This is a genomic window from Mesorhizobium sp. LNHC221B00, assembly GCF_000502935.1.
GTDB classification, from domain to species: domain Bacteria; phylum Pseudomonadota; class Alphaproteobacteria; order Rhizobiales; family Rhizobiaceae; genus Mesorhizobium; species Mesorhizobium opportunistum.
In genome coordinates this window covers 83,848-104,414 of record NZ_AYWR01000017.1, presented here as the reverse complement: position 1 = coordinate 104,414, position 20,567 = coordinate 83,848, and the positions used below count along the sequence as shown (strand labels likewise).

The following is a 20,567-nucleotide window of genomic DNA, read 5'->3' as shown; positions in this document are numbered from 1 at the left end:
CGGAACTCTTCCTATTGAGCGAGCAGCAAGGTGCCGTTTTCGGCCTGGTATTTGCCAAGCCTGTTGAGGAAGCTCATGCCGATCAGGTTGGTGCGCAGCGCCTTGTCGTCGAGCACGATAGCCTGCACGTCATTGACGGTGATGCTGCCGATCTGCAGCCGATCGATCATCACCACGGCCGCCTTGATGGTACCGTTGGCGGTGCTGACCTCACGGCTGAAATCGGATGGATTGAGCGACAGCCCGATCCTGCGCGCCGTCGACGTATTGACCGCAACCAGTGTCGCGCCCGTGTCGACCATGCCATCGACCTGACGGCCGTTGAGCTTGAAGGTCGATGAAAAGTGCCCGCGCTCGTCCGCCGCGACGACGACCTTGCGGCCGGCCGGTTTCGGCGCCACCGGCTTGTCGGGCACCGATGCCAGGTTGATGTCGGGCTGGGCCTGGGTCTCGGCGTCGGGCTTGGCCGTCACCGCCGATCTCAGAAGGTCTTCGAAGACCTGCGGATTTGACTGGTAGACAACCGGGATCGACGCCGATGTGCCGGCAAAGACGCTGAAGATGAGAAGTTTGCGCAGCATGGATCGGCCTTTGTGAGTACCGATCCTTTAGCGCCGGATGGTGTTTGCCGCTTTAACGGTCGCTAAAACCGCGCCGTTGCGTAAACATTTGGTAAATTATTTGGTCCCGTACATGCGGTCGCCGGCATCGCCGAGGCCGGGCATGATGTAGCCCTTCTCGTTGAGCTGGCGGTCGATGGACGCGGTGAAGACCGGAACGTCGGGATGCGCGGTGGTGAAGCGCTCGATGCCTTCGGGCGCCGCCAGCAGGCACAGGAAGCGGATGTTGGTGGCGCCGCGCTCTTTCAATTTGTCGATCGCCGCGATCGCCGAATTGGCTGTCGCCAGCATCGGATCGACGACGATCACAAGCCGGTCGGCCAGATCGCTCGGCGCCTTGAAGAAATACTCGACTGCCTCCAGCGTCTCGTGATCGCGGTAGAGGCCGACATGGGCGACACGGGCCGCCGGCACCAGGTCGAGCAGGCCTTCCAGCAAGCCGTTGCCGGCACGCAGCACCGAGGCGAAGACCAGCTTCTTGCCCTCGAGCGTCGGCGCTTCCATGGTCTCCATCGGCGTTTCGATCGTCGTCGTCGTCAGTTCGAGATTGCGGGTGACCTCGTAGCCGAGCAGCAGCGATATTTCGCGCAGCAACCGCCGGAAGCCGGCTGTCGAGGTCTCCTTCTTGCGCATGATGGTCAGCTTGTGCTGGACAAGCGGATGGTCGACTACGGTGACGCCCTTCATGATGTTCTCCTGATGCGTGTCGCCCTATCCGCGCAGGCGCGGCAGGCAGCTCGGACGACCCTAGCGACTATGCGCCGGCCAAGGAACCGCCTGGGCTCGGTGGACCACAGATTTCGCAGAAATCAGCGCGCCACCGCGTTCAACCGGGCAAGAAGCGCGGACTTGGTCTTGCGATCGACGAAAGCGGCCTCGATCGCCGTTCGGGTGACGGCGGCCAGCGCTTTCTCGCTCATCGCGAAATGTTCGGCGGCGATGTCGTATTCGCGCTTCAGCGAGGTCCAGAAATAGGGCGGGTCGTCGGAGTTGAGCGTCACCTTGCAGCCGGCGGCCTTGAGCGCCGGAAACGGATGATCGGCAAAGCTGTCGAACACTTTGAGCGCGATGTTGGAACCCGGGCAGCACTCCAAAACGACGCCTTCGTCCGCGATACGCCGAACAAGATCCGGGTTTTCGATGGCGCGCACGCCATGGCCGATGCGCGAGGGACGGATATGGTCGAGCGCGGCCTGGACAGTCTCCCAGCCGGTCAGTTCGCCGGCATGGACGGTGATGCCGAGCCCGGCTTCGCGCGCGATCTCGAAAGCCCTGACATAGTCCTCCATGTCGCCGATGCGCTCATCGCCGGCGACACCGAAGCCGGTGACCAGCGGATGCCCGGAGCGCGCCGCGAAGCGCGCCGCCCGCTCGATCGATTCCACGCCGACATGACGCACGCCGGTGACGATCATGCGGCCCTCGATGCCTGTCTTGGCCTTGGCGCGCAGCATGCCTTCGCCGAGTGCGTCGGTATAGGCCTTGGGGGACAGCCCGGCTTTCTCCGCATGGTCCGGCGAGGTGAAGACCTCGGAATAGATGGCGCCGTCACGGGCCAGGCTGGTCAGATAATGGTCGGCCAGCCGCGCATAGTCCTCCTCGGTCCGAAACAGGTCGGAGGAGAAGTCATACGCCGCGAGAAAGGACGTGAAATCATGCCAGACGAAGGACCCATTCTGGATATAGGGCGAGGTATCCTTGCCATATTTCTGCGCCTGGCGGATGACGAGTTCGGGCGCCGCTGCCCCTTCGATGTGGCAGTGCAGTTCCGCTTTCAAAGGCATTCAAACATCCCGTCGGTCAGTCCAGGTCTTGAAAACCAGCACCTGGAAGCGCGGCTGAACACCGCGCCTTAAACAATAGCGCCCGCACCATCGATCGGCTATGGTCCCGCCGGTTTTATGACGGATCAAAAAAATGTCAGTTGAGAGAACCACGGCCGCGGGCGGCATGGAAACCTCCTATGGTTTCAAGCGTGTAGGGGAAGGCGAAAAGCAGTCCCTGGTCAACGATGTTTTCCACAAGGTCGCCAACCGCTACGACCTGATGAACGATCTGATGTCGGGCGGCCTGCACCGGCTGTGGAAGGATGCCATGGTGACATGGCTGAACCCTCCGAAAAGAGTGGGCTGGAAGGTGCTCGACGTGGCCGGCGGCACCGGCGACATCGCGTTTCGCATCGTCGACGCAAGCCATGGCCACGCGCATGCCACCGTGCTCGACATCAACGGCTCGATGCTCGCTGTCGGCTGCGACAGGGCGCAGAAGAAAGGCTTGTCCGGCAACACCGACTTTGTCGAGGCCAATGCCGAGGAACTGCCTTTCGCCGATGCCACTTTCGACGCGTACACCATCGCTTTCGGCATTCGCAACGTGCCGCATATCGACGTGGCTCTGGGTGAAGCGTTCCGCGTGCTGAAGCCGGGCGGCCGTTTCCTGTGCCTGGAATTTTCCGAGGTCGAGATGCCGCTGCTCGACAAGGTCTACGAAGCCTGGTCCTTCAACGCCATTCCCAAGATCGGCAAGATGGTCACCGGCGACGGCGAGCCCTATTCCTATCTGGTCGAATCGATCGCGAAATTCCCCAACCAGGCAAACTTTGCTTCCATGATCACCCACGCGGGCTTCGACCGTGTTTCCTTCCGCATTTATTCCGGCGGCATCGCGGCATTGCATTCGGGCTGGAAGCTTTGAGGCTGCACCGCGTTTCCCATTCTCGATATGGCCCCTGCCGGTTCTTTGAACCGACAGGATGTATGCAGCCATGAGCAGCGTCGGCGCCGGTTTCAGGCTCATGCGGGCCGGCTGGGTGCTGGTGCGCGAGGGCGTCGTCGCCGCCTTGCCGGGCGAGGAACTCTCAGGCCTGCCGAAACTCGGCTGGCGACTGGCGCGGCTGTTCACCCGCCGCCGCGCGCTGGCCTATGAGCGCAGCGATCGACTGGCCAAGGCAGTGGTCCGGCTCGGACCATCCTATGTCAAGCTCGGCCAGTTCCTCGCGACACGGCCCGACGTCGTCGGCAACGACATGGCGCTCGATCTCGCCATGCTGCAGGACAAGATGCACACCTTCCCGAAGGTCGAGGCGGTCGCGGCCATCGAGGCTTCGCTCGGGCGCAAGATAGGCGATCTCTACACGCAATTCGGCGATCCGGTCGCCGCTGCCTCGATCGCCCAGGTCCATGCCGCTGAAACCGTCCAGGCTGGCGCCGCGACCAAGGTGGCGGTCAAGGTGATCCGGCCGGGCGTGCGCCGCCGCTTCTTCCAGGACCTCGAAAGCTATTTTCTAGCCGCGCGCCTGCAGGAGAAATACATCCCGTCGTCACGCCGGCTGCGGCCGGTGGAGGTGACCGAGACGCTGGCGCAGACCACCAGAATCGAGATGGATCTGCGCCTCGAGGCGGCGGCACTCTCGGAACTCGGCGAAAGCACCAGGAATGATCCTGGTTTTCGCGTGCCATCCGTCGACTGGGAGCGCACCGGCCGCGACGTGCTGACCATGGAGTGGGTCGACGGCGTCAAGATGAACGATATCGCAGGCCTTCAAGCGGCGGGCCACGATCTCAAGGCGATCGCCACCAATCTCATCCAGTCCTTCCTGCGCCATACGTTGCGCGACGGCTTCTTCCATGCCGATATGCATCCGGGCAATTTGTTCGTCGAGGCAAACGGCACCATCGTCGCCGTCGATCTCGGCATCGCCGGCCGGCTCGGCAAGAAGGAGCGCCGCTTTCTCGCGGAAATCCTCTACGGCTTCATCACGCGCGACTATCTGCGCGTTGCCGAAGTCCATTTCGAGGCTGGCTACGTTCCGCGCCAGCACAATGTCTCGGCCTTCGCGCAGGCGATCCGCGCTATCGGAGAGCCGATCCATGGCCAGCCGGCCGAAACGATTTCGATGGCCAAGCTTCTGACGCTGCTGTTCGAGGTGACCGAGCTCTTCGACATGGCGACACGGCCTGAACTGATCCTGCTGCAGAAGACCATGGTGGTGGTCGAGGGCGTGGCGCGCACGCTCGATCCGGGCTTCAACATGTGGAAGACGGCCGAACCGGTCGTCGGCGGCTGGATATCAGGCAATCTCGGCCCGCGTGGCCTGATGGCCGATGCGCGCGACGGCGGCAAGGCGATGCTGGCGCTGCTTCGCCAGGTGCCTGAGCTTGCGGTGCGCACCGAGCGGCTGTCGCGCGAGATCGACCTGATGGCCGAGCACGGCCTGCGCTTCGACGAGAACACCGCCCGCGCCATCGGCAAGGCTGAAGCGCGCTACAGCCGCTCCGGCCGTATCGCGCTGTGGGTGATCGCGCTGACGCTGGTCTATATCGCCTGGAAGATCTTTTAGGCTCTGGCGCCATAGGTTGCGAGCATTTGATTGCATTGATATCATTGCAATCGATCAATCTCGGCAAAGTGCAATCATATGGCTAGCATCACGATCCGCAATCTCGACGATGAGGTCAAGGAACTGCTGCGCCGACTCGCGGCGGAAAATAGCCGTTCCATGGAAGAACAGGCGCGGGTGATGATCCGGGCCGCTGTCGACCGCCAGATCGTGCCTGAAGAGACCCTGCGCGAGCTGACGAGCGTGCACGGCACGGCGATCCCGGCTGCTGCCCCGGCAGACAAGATGTCGCCGCGCGGCGCCCTTTCCGGCAAACGCATCCTGCTCATCATCGGCGGTGGCATCGCCGCCTATAAATCGCTCGATCTCATCCGCCGGCTGCGCGAACGCGGTGCCGCGGTGCGCGTGGTCATGACACCGGCGGCGCAGGAATTCGTCACCACATTGTCGGTCGGCGCGCTCTCGGCCGATCATGTCTTCACCGAACTGTTCGACCGCAACGACGAGCACGATGTCGGCCACATCAGGCTGTCGCGCGAAGCCGACCTTTTGGTGGTCGCTCCCGCCACCGCCGACCTGATGGCAAAGCTCGCCAATGGCCATGCCAACGATCTTGCCTCGACAGTGCTCATCGCCACGGACAAGCCGGTGCTGATGGCGCCGGCCATGAACCCCAGGATGTGGTCACACCCCGCTACCCGCCGCAATCGCGCGACGCTGGGCAAGGATGGCGTCGGCTTCGTCGACCCGGCCAAAGGCGAGATGGCCGAAAGCAACGAGGCCGGCGAAGGCCGCATGGCCGAACCGCTGGAGATCGTGGCCGCCGTCGAGGCGCTGCTCGATGTCGGCCCCAAGCCGCTGGCGGGGCGCAAGATCATCGTCACCTCCGGCCCGACGCACGAGCCGATCGACCCGGTGCGCTATATCGCCAACCGTTCGTCCGGCAAGCAGGGCCATGCGATCGCTGCCGCATTGGCAAGGCTTGGCGCCGACGTGCGCCTCGTCTCCGGTCCTGTTGGCATCGCCGATCCCGCCGGCGTGAAGACCATCCATGTCGAACGTGCACAGGAAATGCGTGACGCGGTGGAACAGCTCCTGCCCGCCGACGCGGCGGTGTTCGTCGCCGCCGTCGCCGACTGGCGCACCGAAAATTCAGCCGATGAAAAGATCAAGAAAGTGGCTGGCGAAGGGCCACCGGTACTGCGCATGGTCGAAAACCCCGACATCCTTGCAGGGGTCGGCCACCACAAGCAGCGGCCCCGCCTCGTCGTCGGCTTCGCGGCCGAGACCCAGTATCTCCTGCGCAACGCCGAGGCCAAGCTTTCGAAGAAGGGCGCCGATTTCATCGTCGCCAACGATGTGTCGCAGGAAAGCGGCATCGGCGCTTCGGGCGTGATGGGCGGTGATCGCAACCGGGTGCGGATCGTGTCCGAGGCCGGTGTCGAGGAATGGCCCGAGATGACCAAGGACGAGGTGGCGGCACGGCTCGCCGCCCTCATCGCCGAGCGGTTGAAAACGATCGTCGTGTAGGCGTTTCCAGGAAAAGCGTGAAACGGTTTTCCCGGGAAAAGCGCGTAGCGCTTTCCCTTGGGAATTGCGTCAAAACAAGGGGTTACAGCAGTTCACCGGTACCGTGAACTGCTCCGTCAATTGGACAGGAGTTCCGCGGTTCGAGCCAGCTGCTGGGTTGCCGGGCAGATTCTCCGCCGCCGCGAAGGCAATCCAGGGCGATCCATGTGCCGGCCATGGCATCGCCGGACAAACGCCCTATATGCAAGGGATGAACAGGATTTTTTGCAGGAACGAGCGAATGTCAGCGCGTCGAACACCGGCGGCCGTTGCCGCGGCGCTACTGGCCGCTGTGGTCCTGGCGGGCTTTGGTCAATCTGCTTCCGCGCAGATCGTCATTCCCTCGGCCAACGGCAATGCCCAGATCCAGCAGAACGACCTGCAGGCCTTGCAGAACCGGGTTCAGCGCCAGCAATTCCAGCAGCAGCAGCAACAGTATCGTGCGCAGGACCGCGTGGTCGTCCAGCCGCCGCAGCTGGTCGTGCCGCGGGTCAAGCCGAGCTGTCAGACGCAGATAATTGGCAACACCGCCGTGAGCACCTGCCGCTGACAGGCGGCTACCTTCTTTTATTTAGCCGACTTACATGGTAGGGGCCTTCAAGTGCCCCTGCGGCAGTTTGGGTTTTGCAAAGATGCCGCATCACGCTATGGGGCACTGCACCGACTGGATTTTTACGAATGGCAGCCACCAAGAAAAAGGCCGTGCGCAAAGCCAAGAAAGGCGAGAGGATCCGCCAGGTGGCGGCTATCCCCTTTCGGCTGAACGCGCACGGCGACATCGAGGTGATGCTGGTCACGTCGAGAACGACGAGACGCTTCATCGTGCCCAAGGGCTGGCCTATGAAAGGCAAGAGCGGGCGCAAGGCGGCCACCATCGAGGCGCAAGAGGAAGCCGGCGTGCTCGGCAGGACGCTGAAGCAACCGGCGGGCCTCTATTCCTACTGGAAGCGGCTGGCCAGCCGTTTTGTTCGCGTCGACGTCATCGTCTATCTGCTTGAAGTGACGGAAGAGCTTGCCGACTGGCAGGAAGCCAAGCGGCGGCAGCGGGCCTGGCTGGCGCCGGCCGACGCCGCGATGCTCATCGATGAACCTGATCTCTCGACGCTGGTGAAGACCTTGAAACTTCCCGAGCCCGCGCCGGTCGACGCAGCCTGAGGCAGGGCCATGGGCAAGCGCACCATCGCCGAGGTCGTCGAAAGCGACGGCATCGCAGCCGCTCTGCCGGCGATCGGCGTCGACTATGCCCAGGGCTATGGGATCGCCATGCCGCAGCCCTTCGATGCCTCGGCGGTGCTGCTCGGCCCGAGAAGCACTCCAGCCACAGCCGACACCGCCGATCCTTGGGCCGATCAGGCGCGCAAGCTGCGCCGCAAGGCGGGCCAAGGTCTCCAATCCCGGTTTTAAGGCTGCCGCTCCAGCAGGACGGTCGGGGCGTCGTGATAGGTGGTCCGAACCACTTCCCGGTAGCCACACTTCGTCGCGACGTTCAGTGAGGCGGTATTCTCCGGATCGATGATGCAGACGGTCTTCGTGCGCCCGAATGTCTCTTCACCCCATGAAAGCACGCGGCCGACGACCTCGGTGGCAAGGCCAGCGCCATGCACCGTCGGCGCCAGCGCCCAGCCGGCCTCCGGGATACCCTCTATCGATGGCTGGATATCGCGCTTCAGGTCGTGAAAACCGGCCTCGCCGACGAAGCGGCCCGTCGCCTTCTCCTCGATGGCCCAGAAGCCGTAGCCCAGCAGCGACCACAGGCCAGCGTGGCGCAGGAAGCGCATCCAGCTTTCCTCGCGCGTGCGTGGCTTGCCGCCGATGAAGCGGGTGACGACCGGATCGGCCCACATGGCGACATAGGCATCGAAATCGCCGAGCCGATGCGCCCGCAGGATGGTTCGCTGCGTCTCGATGACCGGAACGCCGTGCGAATTGTTCATGATGATCTGCCTCGCTGGTCGTCAGCGCTTACCAAATCGCCGCTGCGGCGCAAGGGCCAGGGCGACACGCGCCATCATCCAGGGCGCCGTGCCGCTACACAAGCTCGCTCTGGGAATTCTGTCCGGGAGTGTTATTTTCCCGGCAGGCAGATTCGAGCACCCTTTAGGGCAATCTTTTCAGACGTGGACTGGGCCGTCATCAAACCCAGGGGAATGAGAATGGACACCACCGACCTTGTGCTTGCCATCGTCCATCATCTGCTGGTGTTTTCCCTTGCAGGCATCATCGGCGCCGAGTTCGTGCTGATCCGCGGCGACCTCGCCGCCGCCACGCTCAAGCGGCTCGCTGGCATCGACCGCCACTATGGCATCATCGCCGCGCTGATCATCATCGTCGGCATCGGCCGTGTCTTCTGGGGCCTCAAGGGTTGGGAATTCTACGTCTACAACTGGGTGTTCTGGGCCAAGATGGCGGCGTTTGGTGTTGTCGGCCTGCTGTCGATCATCCCGACCATCCGTTTCATCTCCTGGAACAGGCAGGCCAGCGCCAATCCAGCCTTCGCCGTGCCAGCAAGCGAACTGGCTTCGGTCAAGACCTATATCCGCGCCGAAGCCTTCGTCTTCCTGCTGATCCCGGTCTTCGCGGCGGCAATGGCGCGCGGCTACGGCTATTAACCAGCGGCAACCGTTTCGAGCGGAGCGATCGGCACCAGGGGCGCCGGAATGCTGGTCGTCTTCACCTCCGCCTTGCAGATGTCGGCAATGACGCAGGCCGGGCAATCCGGCTTGCGCGCCTTGCAGACATAGCGGCCATGCAGGATCAGCCAGTGATGCGCATGGCGCATGTATTCGTCCGGGATTATCCTTAGCAGCCCCTGCTCGACCTGCTCCGGCGTCTTGCCGGGCGCCAGCCCGAGCCGGTTACCGATCCGGAAAATATGCGTGTCGACCGCCATCGTATGCTGGCCGAAGGCCATGTTGAGCACTACATTGGCGGTCTTGCGCCCGACCCCGGGCAGCTTGACCAGCTCGTCGCGGTCGTCAGGCACCGCGCCGCCATGGTCGCGGATCAGCGCTTCGGACAGCGCGATGACGTTCTTGGCCTTGTTGCGCCACAGGCCGATGGTTCTGATGTGGTCGCCGACCTTGGCCTCACCCAGCGCCAACATCTTCTGCGGCGTATCGGCGGCCTTGAACAGGGCCCGTGTCGCCTTGTTGACGCCGGCATCCGTCGCCTGCGCCGACAGCACCACCGCGACCAGCAGCGTGAAGGCGTTGAGATGTTCGAGTTCGCCCTTCGGTTCCGGCCGCTGGACGGAAAAGCGCCGGAAGATCTCGTGCACTTCCGCCGGGCTGTAGCGCGACGAACCCCGTGCCGGACGTGGGCGTGGCTTGGCGTTCGAGCCGTCACGCCGGCCGGGCGCGAGTTCTTTTTTGGGCATGGAAGACTCTTTGGACTTGGGGCTCGCCATTCCCTTCCTATAATATCCAGTCATGAGCGACACAAACGTCTCATTCCAGGCCGACGAACCATTCTTCCAGGCGCTGCTGACCCCACACCGGTCGCTGGGCCGGACGGGCTTCTTCGTGCTGATGGGAGCGCTGCTGTTCGGCTGGCTGGTGACGGGCGCGTTTTTCCTGTCGCACGGCGCCTGGCCGGTGTTCGGCTTCTTCGGCCTCGACGTGGTCGCAGTCTACGTCGCCTTCCGCGTCAACTATCGGGCTGCCCGCGCCCGCGAGGAGGTGTCGATCTCACGCACCAGCCTCGACATCCGCAAGACCGCACCCTCCGGAAAATCGGAAGCGCATCGCTTCAATCCGTTCTGGGCAAGGTTTTCGGTCGCCCGACATGCCGAGATCGGGATCACCAGGATGACGGTCGAAGGACAAGGCCAGAACGTACCAATCGGCGGCTTTCTCGATCCCGATTCGCGCGAGACTTTTGCGACGGCCTTTTCGCGGGCGCTGGCGACCGCCAAGGCGCGCTAGAAGCAATTCCCCGAAAAGTTATGCAGCGCTTTCCTTGGGAAATTGCGGCAAACAAAGTGCTTCAGAACCTGTAGCGCAAAAGCCTGCCGATCTTGCGCAATGCGGGAATGTGCTTCCAAAGGCGAACGAACAGCTTGGCGGGCCAGCCCATGCGAGCGGCGTGTTCGGGCTTGTAGGCCGGGATATCCTCGACGAACCGCAGCTTCGGAACCGCCAGTTCCAGCTCGTGCGGATCCTCGATAGCCCAATGGACCTCGGCGCCTGTCGCCCTGACCGCCGGATTGAGGCGAAGCAGCTTCAGGCCGAAACGGCTATAGGCGTCGAATATCAGTTCGCCGCCGGCAAGATGGGAGACAAGCCTCGAAAGCAAGCGTGGCCCTTCTTCGGCCGGGAGATAGGGCGTCAGCCCTTCCGCCACGACGATGGCCGCGCGGTTTCGGGGCATTTCAGCCAGCCAATCGGGATGGGTCAGTGACGAACCGATCAGATGGTAGCGATCGCGCGGCGGGTAGAGCTTGCGCCTGAGTTCGATGGCCTCGGGATAGTCGACGTCGAACCAGTCCACGCCTGATGGTGGATCGACCCGAAAGACACGCGTATCGAGCCCGCAACCCAGATGCAGCACGATGGCGCCGGGATTTCTGGCCAGAAAATCCTGCACGTGGACGTCCAGCGTCTTGGCCCGGATCGCCAGGCCAATGCCGAGATTGACGTCGACCTTGAGCCTGGCAAAATCATAGTCGATCTTGCCAACCGCCTCGTCGGCGAAATGGTCCTCCAGCAGCGAATTGGGCAGCCGGCTCTCCAGCGCCTTGCCGTAGAGCGTCATCAGCAAGGTTTCCCTTTCCCCGGTCAGATGCACTTTCTCGCCAGCCATCTGTGCCTCGTGGTTCGAAATTGCGTGTCTATCTGGGTATGCGCCGCAAGAAGGCAAGTTTCGGGTGGCGATCGGCGCCCCAAGGGGCGATATTCCGGCTCAAGGAGATGCTTCCATGAGCACACACACAGCAGTCCTCGAGAAGGACATCACGCCGCAAGGCAGCGACTACGAGATTGTGCGCCGCGCCATCGAGAAGATCAGCCTCGACTACCGTGATCAGCCATCGCTGGAAGAACTGGCCGAAGAGGTCGGCGAGACACCGACCGGCTTGCAAAAACTCTTCACCCGCTGGGCCGGCCTGTCGCCCAAGGCGTTCCTCCAGGCAGTGACGCTGGACCATGCGCGCAGATTGCTCGATTCCGGCATGCCGCTGCTCGAAACCTCGTTCGAACTGGGCATGTCCGGCCCCGGCCGGCTGCATGACCTGTTCGTCACCCATGAGGCGATGTCGCCGGGCGACTACAAGACGCGCGGCGCGGGCCTCACCATTCGCTATGGCCACCACCCCTCGCCTTTCGGCACCGCCCTGATCATGGCCACCGACCGCGGGCTTGCCGGCCTTGCCTTCAGCGATCCGGGCGAGGAGCGCGCCGCCTTCGCCGACATGTCCAGCCGCTGGCCGAACGCCAACTATGTCGAGGACATGGCCGCGACCGGCCCCTATGCCGCGCGCATCTTCGACCCGACGCTGTGGCGTCCCGATCAGCCGCTGCATGTCGTCATGATCGGTACCGACTTCCAGGTTCGTGTCTGGGAGGCGCTGCTCAAGATCCCGATGGGCAAGGCCCGCACCTATTCCTCGATCGCCGCCAGCATAGGCACGCCAAGCGCCAGCCGGGCGGTCGGCGCCGCCAACGGCGCCAATCCGCTCTCCTTCGTGGTTCCCTGCCACCGCGCCATCGGCAAGTCCGGCGACCTCACCGGCTATCACTGGGGCCTGACCCGCAAACGCGCCATCCTTGGATGGGAGGCCGGGCAAGTGTCGTCGTGAATATCGATTTTCCAGTTTCCGCCGTATAAATCTACATATCCTTATAAACTGGAAGTATCGACAATAATTCTGCGGCGTTTTTCTTCCTTACAACCTACGACAACCCAGGGTTTGCGCAACAGGTACTTCAACTAACTATTTTAGTTTACCCTAAATTAACCACGATAAAGCGATGATGACCTATATTAATTCGGGCAATCCGGCTTAGTAGGAGGTCTCGATGAAGTTGTTTCGCGCTGCCTTCGGTGCAGCCATGTTGGTCGTCTGTATGGACCAGGCGGCGTTGGCCACGACGCAGAATGTCATTTTCAACGGCACGATCACCGCGACCTGTACGCTGGTGGTCGCCACCAATGGCACGATGACGGTGAGCCCCGATCTCCAGTCGCTGAGCTCGCATAACAGCGGTGGCTCGGCGGGGACGGTCACGCTCACCACCACCGGAGGTGTGTCGCTGAGCGTCGACCCGGTCACCATCACCACAGTGCCGGCCGCCGACACCACGGCCATCACCTGGACGCCAACCTATTCGGCGAGCGGTGCCCATACGATAGCGGAGACAGGCTCGGCCACCAGCCTGACCGCCCCCGGTGCCGATCTCGTCACGGTCCACCTCGCCGGCACCAAGGGCGGCAGCAACCGCTTCGCCTCTGGAAGCTATCAGGCAACGGTGACGGTGCGCTGCGAATAGCCCTCGGGAAGGAGGCATCCTTGACCTTTTCTGGAACCTTGGCGACGGCGCTGGCCGTCGGCCTGATCCCTGTTGCCGCGGCCGCTCAGTCGATGTCGCCGATGCGCGGGGAGGTCAACAGTTTCACTGACGTCTTCGCGGTCCGCGTCTTCCCAGCCAATCCCTACGACCAGAAGATCAAGATCGAAGTCCACGTCTACGATCAGGATTTTCAGCCGGTGGAGGCCAAAATCTCTCCCAGTGTCTTCCAACTGGCTTCGCAGGCTTCCCGTCCCGTCCTTGTGGTCGTCCCCTTCGACGGCGCCCCCGACCGTAAAGTGCGTATCTGTACCGAAAGCATTCCCTTTCCCAATCAGCAGACCCAGATAAAGGCACAGATATGCGGAAAGTTCTTTGGACATCGCAAATCCTGACGCTGGCACTCGCGGTTGCCTCGGCAAGCGCCGCGCCTGCTCTGGCCGAGGATGTCTACAACCTCAACCAGAACGAGAGCGGCTTCAACCTGCCCGGCGTCACCTTGCCCCAGGGCCAGGACGAGGTTCATGCCGCTGACGGCACCACTTGCCGCTCGGCGGTTTCGGGAAGCGGCGCCTATCTCGATCTCGGTGTCATCAGAGGCAACAGCCAGTCGAACAATGACGTCGCCACCTATGGCCGGGTCGTGATCCCGATCGGCCGGACGCCGAAGCGTCTCGACTGCAGCCGGCTCTATGAACTCGAGGTGCAGCGCCTGCAAATGGAACTGAAGCTGTTGAAGATGGGCGTCAATGTCGACGGCGGCACGACGGCAAGCGTTGCCACCACTGCTCCCATGGCCGCATCACCTGGATGGGCCAACGAAGGCTGGAGCATCAGGACCGGAAATAGCGATGGCAAGAAAAAGAAGAAGAAATAACCGCGCGCTGCTTGCGATGGCAGCACTTGCCGGCTTCTGTCTTCCCGTGCAAGCGGCAATCATCGGGACCTGCACCATCATGGTCGGGGCATCGGGAACAATGACCGCAAATCCCGCCATCGGCATACTGGGCTCCAAACAGGCTGGCGGATCGAGCGCCAGCGCCACCGTGGTGGCAAACTCCCTGCTGTGCTCAATACTCAACCTGCTGGACTGCTATTCCGTTTCGGCGCCGGCGCCTGCCGCATTCTCGTCGGCGCCGAGCGGCGGCAGCACCAACGTGACCTTCGCCTCGGTCTTCCGCCTCGATGGTGCCGGGGTCGACAACAACGGCAGCGTGCCGCAGAGGGTCGTCAACGGCACTCACGCCATGCAGCTCGATCTAACCGCCACCAAGTCAAGCGGTATCTTTCCGGCCGGAACCTATCAGGGCATCGTCACCGTGCGCTGCGAGTGAGGCGACAAATCACCTTTTGATATCCAGATGTGTCTGGCAAGTCACCGCATGACGCGGTAGCTTCCCGCGCAACCGAGGTGACGGTGCATCCATATGGATGCACCGGCGCACCTCGCCATCTCGATCCACATCGTGCTTTCCGAAAGTCGATCCTGATTTCCGGCCAGCGCTGGCAGGGAGGCACCTTTCTTGATAGTCGTCATCGGCTCGATCAACCTCGATCTTATCGCCAATGTGGACCGATTGCCGAACCCTGGCGAGACGGTGAGCGGCTCGAGTTTCGCCACCGCGCCAGGCGGTAAGGGCGCTAATCAGGCGCTGGCCGCCGCGCGCGCCGGTGGCCAAGTGCGCATGGTGGGCGCCGTTGGCAAGGACAGCTTCGCCGCGGAGGCGCTGGCACTATTGCGCGACGGCAAGGTCGACCTGTCCGGCGTCGCCGAAACCTTTGCCTCGACGGGTACGGCGCTGATCATGGTCGGCGATGACGGCGAGAACATCATCGCCGTGGTGCCGGGGGCCAACGCTTCGGTCCTGCCCGGCGACCTCTCCAAGGCCTTTCTGAAAAAGGGCGACGTCGTGCTTTTGCAGCACGAGATCCCGCTGGCGACCGTGGATGCGGCACTCGACCAGGCTAGGGCGGCCGGCGCCATCACCGTGCTCAACACGGCGCCCTTCCAGGGCGAAGCAGCGGCTTTCCTCGGCAAGGCCGACTACGCGATCGCCAACGAGACCGAGTTCGACCTCTATGGCGAAGCGTTGAAGGTGAGCGGCCGCGACCGGGCGGCACGCATGCGTGACTTCTCGGTGAAAACCGGCCGCACCATCGTCGTCACGCTCGGCGGCGACGGCGTCATGGCGGCGACGCCGAGCGGCTTCCTGACCGTTTCGGCCATGAAGATCACGCCTGTCGACACCGTCGGCGCAGGCGACACGTTCTGCGGTTACTTCGCCGCTGGCCTGTCGTCCGGTCTCGCGCTCGAGGAGGCATTGGCACGCGCCGGTGCGGCCGGCTCGCTGGCCTGCTTGAAGCCCGGCGCCCAGCCGTCAATCCCTCGGGCTGGGGATGTCGATCAGGCTTTGCAGGAAAAGCGCTGAGATGCTGCGTCCCCAGACGAAACATGCCGTGCCGCCGGCCGGCGATATCTGTCGCTTGTCGGCGATCGACTTGGCAGCCGCGATCCGGCACAAGAAACTGTCCGTGCGCGAGGTGGCGGCGGCCTTCCTCGACCGCATCGAAGCGGTCAATCCGCTGGTCAACGCCATCGTCTCCTTGCGCGACCGTGGCGACATCCTGCGCGAGGCCGATGCGGCCGATAGTCGCCGGGAGGACGATACAGGCCCGCTCTTCGGCCTGCCGATCGCCATCAAGGACCTCGCCTCGACCACCGGCCTCAGAACCTCCTTCGGCTCGCCGATCTTCGCCGATTTCGTGCCGCAGGAAGACGATTTCTTCGTCGAGCGCATCCGCGACGCCGGCGCCATCATCATCGGCAAGACCAATGTCCCCGAATTCGGGCTCGGCTCGAACACCTACAACCCCGTATTCGGGCCGACGCTGAACGCTTTCGATCCGGCGCTCACCGCCGGCGGATCGAGCGGCGGCGCGGCGGTGGCGCTGGCGCTCGACATGGTGCCCGTCGCCGACGGCAGCGATTTCGGCGGCTCGCTGCGCAATCCGGCGGCCTGGAACAACGTCTACGGCTTCCGCCCGTCGCAGGGGCTTGTCCCCGGCGGGCCGGACCTCGAGGTCTTCCACGCACAGATGGGCGTTGACGGGCCGATGGGCCGCAATGTCGCCGACATGGCGCTGCTGCTCGACGTGCAGGCGGGTTACCATCCGCATGCGCCCTTGTCCTATGAGAAGCAAGGCTCGTTCCTCGAAGGGCTTGGAACGCCGGCGAAAGGCGGCCGCGTCGCCTGGTTCGGCGATCTCGGCGGCCATCTGCCGGTCGAACCGGGCATCCTCGACCTGTGCGAGGCGGCACTCGGCCGGTTCGCGGAAGCATCCTTCCTGGCCGACCCCTTCAAGCCGGATTTCGATTTGGAGGGGCTGTGGCAGGCCTTCGTGACGCTGCGCCAGGCCAGCAGCGGCTGTGCGCTCAAAACCCACTATGACGACCCTTCCAGGCGCGGCCTGCTGAAGCCGGAAGCCGTCTGGGAGGTGGAAAACGCAATGCGGCTGACGGCACCGCAGATCCGCGCGGCATCGGTCATCCGCACGTCCTGGCATCGGATGCTGCTGTCGATCTTCGACCGCTTCGACCTCATCGCGCTGCCGACCGCGCAGGTCTTTCCCTTCGACGTCGGCACGCACTGGCCGCGCGAGGTCGCCGGCCGGGCGATGGACAGCTATCATCGCTGGATGCAGGTTTCAGCCTTCGCCACGCTGGGCGGCTGCCCGGCGGTCAACGTGCCCATTGGCTTCGACGACAAGGGCCGACCAATGGGCATGCAGCTGATCGGCCGGCCGCGCGGCGACCTCGCCGTGCTCCAGGCGGCGGCGGCCTATGAGGCGATACTGCCCTGGCAGGCCGGCGCCTGACCCGGGCGCATCGGCGTATCGCAACGCAGCGCGCCGGCTTGCATCGCTATCGCCGCCATGCATTGATTGCCACCAGCCGCACCGCATCGGCGGCATTCCAAGGGAAAAAATCCATGTCGCTGGAACTCTACGCCGCCTATGTCCTCGCCTGCATCGTCATCATCCTTGTGCCCGGTCCGACCGTCACGTTGATCATCGCAAACAGCATCCGCCACGGCTCCCGCGCGGGCCTTGCCAATGTCGCCGGCACGCAGGCCGGGCTTGCCATTATGATCGCCATCGTCGGCATCGGCCTCAACACGCTGATCGCGGGCATGGGCCACTGGTTCGAATGGATCAGGCTGATCGGCGCCGCCTACCTGATCTGGATGGGCGTGCAGATGCTCCGCTCCAAGGGCACGCTGAACGCCGACGGAACGGCGCGAAAGCCGCGCGGCGGCTTCTTCCTGCAGGGCCTGCTGGTGGCGCTGAACAATCCCAAGACGCTGGTGTTCTTCGGCGCTTTCTTCCCGCAGTTCATCGCCCCGCAAGGCAATTATTCGCTGCAGATCGTCGTCATGGGCCTCACCGCCATGATCTTCGCCGCCTTCTCGGATTCGTCCTATGCGCTCGCCGCCGGCCGCGCCGGGCGCCTGCTGTCGGCCAGCCGTATCAAGCTCATGTCCAGGATCAGCGGCAGCTTCCTGGTCGGCGGCGGCCTGTGGCTGGCATTTTCACGGTCGAAGTAACGGCAGAAGCCGGCGACAGTCGAACTACCATCGCCGGGAACAGGGTGACGGCTGATTGAAAGTCTGTTCTCCTGCCACCACATGAATCGGCATTGAGGGATTCATGTCTATGTCGTGGACGTATGAAGGTTTGAAGAGGAATGCGCCTGGCGTGATCCTATTCGGCGGTTTATTTGCGATAATGGCTGTGTCGGCGCTTAACAAGTCGGCGAATGACGCAAGTTTGATCCGGTCGGTTGTTGCGATCAATGGAACGATCAAGAGCGTCTATTGGGCCAAGAATAACGGCCCCACTTACGCGCTGTCCCTCAACGACAACTCGCTCGTGTTCGTCGACGATGAGCAGCCGCACCTGATTGGCTCGAACGCCAGGATTGAGCGCGTTACCCGAAACAATGGCTCGGTATCTTACCGGTTTTCGAACTGAAGCTTCGGGATTAATTTTAAAAGTCCCCTTGAAGTAAAATCGAGAGCCCACTTATCTGTTGGACATGGGAACGTCCCAGTTTTCTTTTAGAAATCGCCTGCTTTTGCTTTGGGATGAATTTGGTGAAGCAGCCGTTGGCGTAGCTATGTTTTGCGCTCTCGCTCTTGGGCTTTTGATCCCTGCCATGATGAGGCAAGCCGACCCCGTTGTCGGCACACAGCTGGTGAGGTTCGTCGAATACAGCACGACGATGCCCCTCAATCCAAAAATTGCTGTCGGCCAAGGGTTTCACTATAGATATGAAGTCCGCCTCGCGGACACCGCCGAACTCGTGTTTGTCGACGGCGAATTGGATGCGCCACGCATGATCGGGTCGGAAGTATCGATCGAGCGGCAGCACCACAAGCATGGCGCCGACACCTATCGATTGCCAAACGGGTGAAGAGACGGCCCCTAAAGCCGCCCCAACCTTTCCACCAGCAGCGCGAAAAACTCGTCATGGTCGATGTCGCGCATCACCATGGCGTTCTTTTCCCGATTGGTGACGCCCCACCAGTCGATGACGGTCATGCCCATGGTCAGCTCCGAAACGGTTTCCACGCTGACGTTGCAGTTGCGGCCCTTGAACAGGTCCGGCTTCAGCAGATAGGCGATGACGCAGGGATCGTGCAGCGGGCCGCCGTCGGTGCCGTATTTCTCCTCGTCGAAGCGTTCGAAGAATTCCAGCATCTCGGCGGCGGCAATGCCGACCTTGGTGCCGAGTTTGCGGAAGGCCTGCGTGCGCTTGGCTGTGGTCAGCGCCTTGTGGGTGACGTCGAGCGGCATCATCACGATCGGAATGCCGGACTTGAACACCAGGTCGGCCGCCTGCGGATCGACGTAGATGTTGAATTCGGCCGTCGGGGTGACGTTGCCGCCTTCGAAAAAGCCGCCGCCCATCAGCACGATTTCCTTGATGCGCGGCGCGATCCGCGGTTCGCGGATCAGCGCCAGCGCGATGTTGGTGAGCGGTCCGAGCGCGCAGAGCGTGATGGTGCCACTGTCTTCCTTCATCAGCGTCTCGACGATGAAGTCGACGGCATACTGCTCCTGCAGCTTCATCGCCGGTTCGGGCAATTGCGGCCCATTGAGGCCGGTCTTGCCGTGCACTGCCTCGGCGGTGACCAGTTCGCGCGCCAGCGGACGGATGGCGCCGGCATAGACCTTGATGTCGGGCCGGCCGGCCAATTCGCAGACCTTGCGGGCATTCTTTTCGGTAAGCTTCAGCGGCACGTTGCCGGCGACGGCGGATATGCCGACGATCTCCAGTTCGGGGCTGCCAAGCGCCAGCAGAATGGCGACGGCATCGTCCTGGCCGGGGTCGGTGTCGATGATGATCTTGCGTGGTTGCGGCATTTCAATTCCTTGTTTGGCTGGCCGTGAGCTCACCGGGTCGATCACGCGCCCGAAGGACGCCGAAACGTCTGCAAACTGCCGAACCGCTCGACCGGGAACGATCCCGACCCCAGCGCTTCTCCTTGCATCCGCGCGTCGTTTCAAGCGCCATGTCGATTATTCCTGTGAGTCCAAGGCCTGGTCTTTTTGGGCGGGTCTTTTGACGGCTTGAACTTGGTCGTGGGGCGGACCATATCAAGGGCAACGGGAAAAATGCCATCTGGGTTTTTCCACTTTATGTCGCTCTTCAGAGGACAGTGTAACATGAGCCGAATGACGCCTTTCTCCAGCCCGCTTCTCCTGGGTTTCGACGCCATGGAAAAGACGCTGGAACGTCTGGCGAAATCCGGCGACAGCTACCCTCCCTACAACATCGAACGGCTCAGCGGTGCCGACGGCATGGCCGAAAGGCTGCGCATCACGCTCGCCGTCGCCGGTTTCGCCGAAAGCGATCTCGATGTGACAACGGAGGAAAACCAGTTGGTCGTGCGCGGCCGTCAGACCGACGACACCGAGCACGAATTCCTCCATCGCGGCATTGCCGCGCGCCAGTTCCAGCGCTGCTTCGTGCTGGCCGACGGCATGCGAGTTATCGCGGCGGAGCTGAAGAACGGCCTTTTGTCGATCGACCTCGATCGGCCGGAGTCCGAACGGCTGGTACGGAAAATAAACATATCGGTGAAAGACTGATCTTTACCGATGGCTCTCATGCGGGATGGCCTATGCCCCTGAAAAGGGCGGCGTCCTCGCGCCAAGGAGGCTTGAAATGACCAGAACTGAAAATATCACCATGACGAATGGCGAATTCGCCCATCTCGGCGAGGGCTCCGTCGCTTATCTGCGCAAGGTCTCGAGCGATGACCTGCTCGGCCGCTTCCCTAACATCGGTGAAATCGCGCCCGGCATGGAATTGTGGGCCCTGTTTGCCGCCAACGGCCAGCCGATCCTGCTTTCCGACGCGCGTGACCGCGCGCTGGCGGGCGCCATGGAAAACGACCTGACCACCGTCGCCATTCATTAAGGCAATTGCAGGAAAAGTGTTGGCGTTTTTCCCGGGAAAAACGCATGGCG

Annotated in this window: 27 protein-coding genes; 20 read left to right on the top strand and 7 right to left on the bottom strand. The window is 62.8% G+C overall.

Annotated elements, in window-relative coordinates:
* Positions 1-11: 11 nt before the first annotated feature.
* From X741_RS145370 to X741_RS145380, 3 genes are all read right to left on the bottom strand, one after another.
* Positions 12-581, bottom strand: a complete 570-nt coding sequence (locus tag X741_RS145370; protein ID WP_023779292.1) for a TIGR02281 family clan AA aspartic protease — start codon at positions 579-581, stop codon at positions 12-14.
* 96 nt (positions 582-677) lie between these two features.
* Positions 678-1,307: a uracil phosphoribosyltransferase gene (gene upp, locus X741_RS145375; RefSeq protein WP_013893037.1), complete on the bottom strand. Its 630-nt coding sequence runs from the start codon at positions 1,305-1,307 to the stop codon at positions 678-680.
* Between the two features lie 122 nt (positions 1,308-1,429).
* A complete protein-coding gene (locus X741_RS145380; protein WP_023779291.1) occupies positions 1,430-2,404 on the bottom strand; it encodes an adenosine deaminase in 975 nt (324 codons plus the stop codon).
* A 133-nt stretch (positions 2,405-2,537) separates the two neighbouring features.
* On the opposite strand from X741_RS145380, the gene ubiE reads away from it, so the two are divergent.
* The 6 genes from ubiE to X741_RS145410 all read left to right on the top strand — a co-directional run bounded on the left by ubiE (position 2,538) and on the right by X741_RS145410 (position 7,932).
* Positions 2,538-3,314 (top strand): bifunctional demethylmenaquinone methyltransferase/2-methoxy-6-polyprenyl-1,4-benzoquinol methylase UbiE, encoded by a 777-nt coding sequence (gene ubiE / locus X741_RS145385; protein ID WP_023779290.1) that lies wholly within the window; start codon positions 2,538-2,540, stop codon positions 3,312-3,314.
* A gap of 70 nt (positions 3,315-3,384) precedes the next feature.
* On the top strand, positions 3,385-4,959 hold the full coding sequence (gene ubiB, locus X741_RS145390; RefSeq protein WP_023779289.1) for a 2-polyprenylphenol 6-hydroxylase: 1,575 nt from the start codon (positions 3,385-3,387) through the stop codon (positions 4,957-4,959).
* Positions 4,960-5,037: 78 nt separating this feature from the next.
* Positions 5,038-6,489 carry a bifunctional phosphopantothenoylcysteine decarboxylase/phosphopantothenate--cysteine ligase CoaBC gene (gene coaBC, locus X741_RS145395; RefSeq protein ID WP_023779288.1) on the top strand — a complete coding sequence of 484 codons (1,452 nt, stop codon included), beginning with the start codon at positions 5,038-5,040 and terminating at the stop codon, positions 6,487-6,489.
* A 280-nt stretch (positions 6,490-6,769) separates the two neighbouring features.
* Positions 6,770-7,078, top strand: coding sequence for a hypothetical protein (locus tag X741_RS145400; protein ID WP_023779287.1), 309 nt, complete (start codon positions 6,770-6,772; stop codon positions 7,076-7,078).
* A 128-nt stretch (positions 7,079-7,206) separates the two neighbouring features.
* Positions 7,207-7,683: an NUDIX hydrolase gene (locus X741_RS145405; RefSeq protein ID WP_023779286.1), complete on the top strand. Its 477-nt coding sequence runs from the start codon at positions 7,207-7,209 to the stop codon at positions 7,681-7,683.
* A 9-nt stretch (positions 7,684-7,692) separates the two neighbouring features.
* Positions 7,693-7,932 (top strand): EAL domain-containing protein, encoded by a 240-nt coding sequence (locus tag X741_RS145410; protein WP_023779285.1) that lies wholly within the window; start codon positions 7,693-7,695, stop codon positions 7,930-7,932.
* Here X741_RS145410 and X741_RS145415 read toward each other — a convergent pair.
* Entirely contained in the window at positions 7,929-8,462 is a 534-nt protein-coding gene (locus X741_RS145415) for a GNAT family N-acetyltransferase (RefSeq protein WP_023779284.1), read from the bottom strand. The two genes, X741_RS145410 and X741_RS145415, sit on opposite strands and share 4 nt — an antisense overlap.
* A gap of 219 nt (positions 8,463-8,681) precedes the next feature.
* Between X741_RS145415 and X741_RS145420 the strand changes: the two genes are divergently transcribed.
* Complete coding sequence (locus tag X741_RS145420; RefSeq protein ID WP_023779283.1) at positions 8,682-9,137, top strand: DUF2214 family protein; 456 nt, start codon at positions 8,682-8,684, stop codon at positions 9,135-9,137.
* Here the strand turns inward: X741_RS145420 and nth are convergent.
* A complete protein-coding gene (nth, locus tag X741_RS145425; protein ID WP_023779282.1) occupies positions 9,134-9,934 on the bottom strand; it encodes an endonuclease III in 801 nt (266 codons plus the stop codon). The genes X741_RS145420 and nth overlap by 4 nt on opposite strands.
* Before the next feature lie 22 nt (positions 9,935-9,956).
* Here nth and X741_RS145430 point away from each other — a divergent pair, with 22 nt between their 5' ends.
* Positions 9,957-10,451: a DUF2244 domain-containing protein gene (locus tag X741_RS145430; RefSeq protein WP_023779281.1), complete on the top strand. Its 495-nt coding sequence runs from the start codon at positions 9,957-9,959 to the stop codon at positions 10,449-10,451.
* A 61-nt stretch (positions 10,452-10,512) separates the two neighbouring features.
* On the opposite strand, the gene X741_RS145435 is transcribed toward X741_RS145430, so the two are convergent.
* Positions 10,513-11,328, bottom strand: coding sequence for a class I SAM-dependent methyltransferase (locus X741_RS145435; protein ID WP_023779280.1), 816 nt, complete (start codon positions 11,326-11,328; stop codon positions 10,513-10,515).
* Between the two features lie 115 nt (positions 11,329-11,443).
* Between X741_RS145435 and X741_RS145440 the strand changes: the two genes are divergently transcribed.
* From X741_RS145440 to X741_RS145485, 10 genes are all read left to right on the top strand, one after another.
* Complete coding sequence (locus X741_RS145440; RefSeq protein WP_023779279.1) at positions 11,444-12,322, top strand: bifunctional helix-turn-helix domain-containing protein/methylated-DNA--[protein]-cysteine S-methyltransferase; 879 nt, start codon at positions 11,444-11,446, stop codon at positions 12,320-12,322.
* 220 nt (positions 12,323-12,542) lie between these two features.
* A complete protein-coding gene (locus X741_RS145445; RefSeq protein ID WP_023779278.1) occupies positions 12,543-13,013 on the top strand; it encodes a hypothetical protein in 471 nt (156 codons plus the stop codon).
* 20 nt (positions 13,014-13,033) lie between these two features.
* Entirely contained in the window at positions 13,034-13,426 is a 393-nt protein-coding gene (locus tag X741_RS145450; protein ID WP_023768787.1) for a hypothetical protein, read from the top strand.
* The gene (locus X741_RS145455; RefSeq protein ID WP_023779277.1) at positions 13,393-13,908 is read left to right on the top strand and encodes a hypothetical protein; all 516 of its coding nucleotides are present in this window, start codon (positions 13,393-13,395) and stop codon (positions 13,906-13,908) included. Before X741_RS145450 ends, X741_RS145455 begins: the two co-directional genes overlap by 34 nt.
* Positions 13,883-14,365 (top strand): hypothetical protein, encoded by a 483-nt coding sequence (locus X741_RS145460; RefSeq protein ID WP_031250274.1) that lies wholly within the window; start codon positions 13,883-13,885, stop codon positions 14,363-14,365. The genes X741_RS145455 and X741_RS145460 overlap by 26 nt, the downstream gene beginning before the upstream one ends.
* 189 nt (positions 14,366-14,554) lie before the next feature.
* Positions 14,555-15,460 (top strand): ribokinase, encoded by a 906-nt coding sequence (locus tag X741_RS145465; RefSeq protein ID WP_023779275.1) that lies wholly within the window; start codon positions 14,555-14,557, stop codon positions 15,458-15,460.
* A 1-nt stretch (position 15,461) separates the two neighbouring features.
* The gene (locus tag X741_RS145470) at positions 15,462-16,907 is read left to right on the top strand and encodes an amidase (RefSeq protein ID WP_023779274.1); all 1,446 of its coding nucleotides are present in this window, start codon (positions 15,462-15,464) and stop codon (positions 16,905-16,907) included.
* A 113-nt stretch (positions 16,908-17,020) separates the two neighbouring features.
* Complete coding sequence (locus X741_RS145475; RefSeq protein WP_023779273.1) at positions 17,021-17,635, top strand: LysE family translocator; 615 nt, start codon at positions 17,021-17,023, stop codon at positions 17,633-17,635.
* Between the two features lie 151 nt (positions 17,636-17,786).
* Complete coding sequence (locus X741_RS145480) at positions 17,787-18,062, top strand: hypothetical protein (protein WP_245272760.1); 276 nt, start codon at positions 17,787-17,789, stop codon at positions 18,060-18,062.
* Positions 18,063-18,120: 58 nt separating this feature from the next.
* A complete protein-coding gene (locus tag X741_RS145485) occupies positions 18,121-18,504 on the top strand; it encodes a hypothetical protein (RefSeq protein ID WP_198023994.1) in 384 nt (127 codons plus the stop codon).
* An 11-nt stretch (positions 18,505-18,515) separates the two neighbouring features.
* Here X741_RS145485 and X741_RS145490 read toward each other — a convergent pair whose 3' ends face one another.
* A complete protein-coding gene (locus X741_RS145490; protein WP_023764056.1) occupies positions 18,516-19,457 on the bottom strand; it encodes a nucleoside hydrolase in 942 nt (313 codons plus the stop codon).
* A gap of 303 nt (positions 19,458-19,760) precedes the next feature.
* Between X741_RS145490 and X741_RS145495 the strand changes: the two genes are divergently transcribed.
* On the top strand, positions 19,761-20,186 hold the full coding sequence (locus tag X741_RS145495; RefSeq protein ID WP_023779270.1) for an Hsp20 family protein: 426 nt from the start codon (positions 19,761-19,763) through the stop codon (positions 20,184-20,186).
* A gap of 76 nt (positions 20,187-20,262) precedes the next feature.
* The gene (locus X741_RS145500) at positions 20,263-20,517 is read left to right on the top strand and encodes a DUF1150 family protein (RefSeq protein WP_023779269.1); all 255 of its coding nucleotides are present in this window, start codon (positions 20,263-20,265) and stop codon (positions 20,515-20,517) included.
* Positions 20,518-20,567 lie beyond the last annotated feature (50 nt).

Coding starts and splice junctions, on each gene's coding strand:
- X741_RS145370 (WP_023779292.1), bottom strand. CDS start 581: ATGCTGCGCAAACTTCTCATCTTCAGCGTCTTTGCCGGCACATCGGCG.
- upp (WP_013893037.1), bottom strand. CDS start 1,307: ATGAAGGGCGTCACCGTAGTCGACCATCCGCTTGTCCAGCACAAGCTG.
- X741_RS145380 (WP_023779291.1), bottom strand. CDS start 2,404: ATGCCTTTGAAAGCGGAACTGCACTGCCACATCGAAGGGGCAGCGGCG.
- ubiE (WP_023779290.1), top strand. CDS start 2,538: ATGTCAGTTGAGAGAACCACGGCCGCGGGCGGCATGGAAACCTCCTAT.
- ubiB (WP_023779289.1), top strand. CDS start 3,385: ATGAGCAGCGTCGGCGCCGGTTTCAGGCTCATGCGGGCCGGCTGGGTG.
- coaBC (WP_023779288.1), top strand. CDS start 5,038: ATGGCTAGCATCACGATCCGCAATCTCGACGATGAGGTCAAGGAACTG.
- X741_RS145400 (WP_023779287.1), top strand. CDS start 6,770: ATGTCAGCGCGTCGAACACCGGCGGCCGTTGCCGCGGCGCTACTGGCC.
- X741_RS145405 (WP_023779286.1), top strand. CDS start 7,207: ATGGCAGCCACCAAGAAAAAGGCCGTGCGCAAAGCCAAGAAAGGCGAG.
- X741_RS145410 (WP_023779285.1), top strand. CDS start 7,693: ATGGGCAAGCGCACCATCGCCGAGGTCGTCGAAAGCGACGGCATCGCA.
- X741_RS145415 (WP_023779284.1), bottom strand. CDS start 8,462: ATGAACAATTCGCACGGCGTTCCGGTCATCGAGACGCAGCGAACCATC.
- X741_RS145420 (WP_023779283.1), top strand. CDS start 8,682: ATGGACACCACCGACCTTGTGCTTGCCATCGTCCATCATCTGCTGGTG.
- nth (WP_023779282.1), bottom strand. CDS start 9,934: ATGGCGAGCCCCAAGTCCAAAGAGTCTTCCATGCCCAAAAAAGAACTC.
- X741_RS145430 (WP_023779281.1), top strand. CDS start 9,957: ATGAGCGACACAAACGTCTCATTCCAGGCCGACGAACCATTCTTCCAG.
- X741_RS145435 (WP_023779280.1), bottom strand. CDS start 11,328: ATGGCTGGCGAGAAAGTGCATCTGACCGGGGAAAGGGAAACCTTGCTG.
- X741_RS145440 (WP_023779279.1), top strand. CDS start 11,444: ATGAGCACACACACAGCAGTCCTCGAGAAGGACATCACGCCGCAAGGC.
- X741_RS145445 (WP_023779278.1), top strand. CDS start 12,543: ATGAAGTTGTTTCGCGCTGCCTTCGGTGCAGCCATGTTGGTCGTCTGT.
- X741_RS145455 (WP_023779277.1), top strand. CDS start 13,393: ATGCGGAAAGTTCTTTGGACATCGCAAATCCTGACGCTGGCACTCGCG.
- X741_RS145460 (WP_031250274.1), top strand. CDS start 13,883: ATGGCAAGAAAAAGAAGAAGAAATAACCGCGCGCTGCTTGCGATGGCA.
- X741_RS145470 (WP_023779274.1), top strand. CDS start 15,462: ATGCTGCGTCCCCAGACGAAACATGCCGTGCCGCCGGCCGGCGATATC.
- X741_RS145475 (WP_023779273.1), top strand. CDS start 17,021: ATGTCGCTGGAACTCTACGCCGCCTATGTCCTCGCCTGCATCGTCATC.
- X741_RS145490 (WP_023764056.1), bottom strand. CDS start 19,457: ATGCCGCAACCACGCAAGATCATCATCGACACCGACCCCGGCCAGGAC.
- X741_RS145495 (WP_023779270.1), top strand. CDS start 19,761: ATGAGCCGAATGACGCCTTTCTCCAGCCCGCTTCTCCTGGGTTTCGAC.
- X741_RS145500 (WP_023779269.1), top strand. CDS start 20,263: ATGACCAGAACTGAAAATATCACCATGACGAATGGCGAATTCGCCCAT.